Annotated in this window: 1 protein-coding gene; it reads left to right on the forward strand. The window is 74.3% G+C overall.

What is annotated here, in order from left to right; genetic code table 11:
* Positions 1-186: 186 nt before the first annotated feature.
* On the forward strand, positions 187-1,800 hold the full coding sequence (locus PV721_RS43135) for an alpha/beta hydrolase (RefSeq protein WP_319734304.1): 1,614 nt from the start codon (positions 187-189) through the stop codon (positions 1,798-1,800).
* Positions 1,801-1,888 lie beyond the last annotated feature (88 nt).

A 1,888-nucleotide genomic window follows, 5' to 3' on the forward strand; every position in this document is an offset into this window, starting at 1 on the left:
ACGGCCGGATCACCGAGTCCTCGGGGCGGCCTTGTCCGCCCGCCGGCGCCCCCGCGTACCACCCTGGTGACAGGCGGACGCGACCCCTGGTGGTAGGGAGGAATCACCTCCTGGTGGGACGACAGGGCGGCGGTCGGCGGCTACGTTGTCGCCCGTTGCGCAACGCCCATGACGGAGGATCGCCGCATGCAGACCCGTTTAGCCGATGGCCCCCGCAAGCCGGTGGCGTGGGGAATAGCCCTCGTCCTGATCACGGTCGCCGCTCTCCTGGGGGTCTCGCCCGGGGCCGCCACGGCAACCGGCCTCACCACCCCGGCCCCGCCCGTGCCCGTTCTGACGTGGGGGCCCTGTGCCGGCCAGGCGGACGGCTTCGAGTGCGCGACCGCCCGGGTGCCGCTGGACTACCGCGAACCCACCGGGCGTACGCTCCCGATGGCCGTCACCCGGCAAGTCGCGGCCGACCCGGCCCGCCGCGCCGGTGTCCTGCTGCTGCACCCCGGCGGGCCCGGCAACTCCGGTGTGGACTTCGCCCGCAACAGCTACGCCGCGCTCCCCGCGTCCCTGCGGGACTCCTTCGACGTCGTCGGGTACGACATGCGGGGCGTGGCGCGCAGCGGGCAGGTGGAGTGCTGGAACGACCAGGAGTACTCGGCCGCCGTCGACGCAGCACGCGGGGTGCCCGGTCCGGGAGCCCTCCAGGGCGCCATCCGGCAGGGCGCCGACTTCGCCAACGCCTGCCGCCAACGCTCCGGTGACCTCGTGCCGTTCATCGGCACCGGCTCGAACGCCAAGGACATCGACCTGCTGCGCCAGGCCCTCGGCGAGGAGACGCTCTCCTTCTACGGCCGTTCCTTCGGCAGCTACGTCGGCACCGTCTACGCCGCGCAGTTCCCCCGGCGGGTGCGTGCCATGGTCCTGGACGGGGCCTATGATCCGCGGCGCTACGCGGACGTGCCGTACGCCTACGACGGCGCGCAGTTCGTCGCCCTGGACGCGGCGGTCGGCCGGTTCCTGGACTGGTGCGCGCAGAACGCCGCCGCCTGCGGCTTCGGCGAGGGCCGGCCCCGGGAGGCCTTCGAGCAGCTCAAGCGGGCGCTGGACGCGGACCCGGTCATCACGGCGAGCGGGCGCCCGGCGACCGGCTACACGCTCGCGTACCGCCTGATGTTCAACATCAACGCGGGCAAGGAGATCTGGCCCGAGCTGGGGCAGGCCCTGCGGGCGGCGCAGGCACGCCAGGCCACGTTCCTGCTGAACCCGCCCTCCCCCGCGTCGTTCGACTTCCTCAACGTCAACATGGCCGTCGAGTGCGCCGACCGCGTGTATCCGACCAGTCGGCTGCTCCTGGGCGCGCTGGTCGGTGCCCACGTGGCCTCCGCGCCGCTGCTGGGACCCGCCATCGGGCTCGGCCCGCCCACCTACGACCACAACCACGCGCCGACCTGCGCCCAGTGGCCGGCGGAACGCCCGAGCCGCTTCGAGGGCTCCTACCGGGCGGCGGGTTCCGCCCCGATCCTGGTCCTCGGCACGACCGGGGACCCGGACACCCCGTACCAGGACGCCGTGGCCCTGGCCGGGACGCTGGGCAACGGACGGCTGCTGACCTTCGCCGGTGAGGGACACACCGCGTACAACCGGAGCGCGTGTGTCAGCGCCCTGGTCACGGACTACCTCGCCACGCTGGCACTGCCCGCACGGGGCACCGTCTGCGCGGACGAAACGCCGGCGGGGACGCTCGGCCGCCGCACCGCGGGCGTCGAGGTCGACGAGACGCGTGATGTGATCCCCGCGCTGCGCTGAGCAGGTGCGGAGAGCGCGTGCGCTGGGCGACGGGCGCCGGGCGGGCACCGCACCGGCCGGTTCCCGTGCGCGCGCCGGGGCTGGAGGG

Source organism: Streptomyces sp. MB09-01, assembly GCF_033794505.1.
Classification (GTDB): Bacteria; Actinomycetota; Actinomycetes; order Streptomycetales; family Streptomycetaceae; genus Streptomyces.

Bases quoted from the DNA above. Each gene is read 5' to 3' on its own strand.
- PV721_RS43135 (WP_319734304.1), top strand. From the start codon at position 187: ATGCAGACCCGTTTAGCCGATGGCCCCCGCAAGCCGGTGGCGTGGGGA.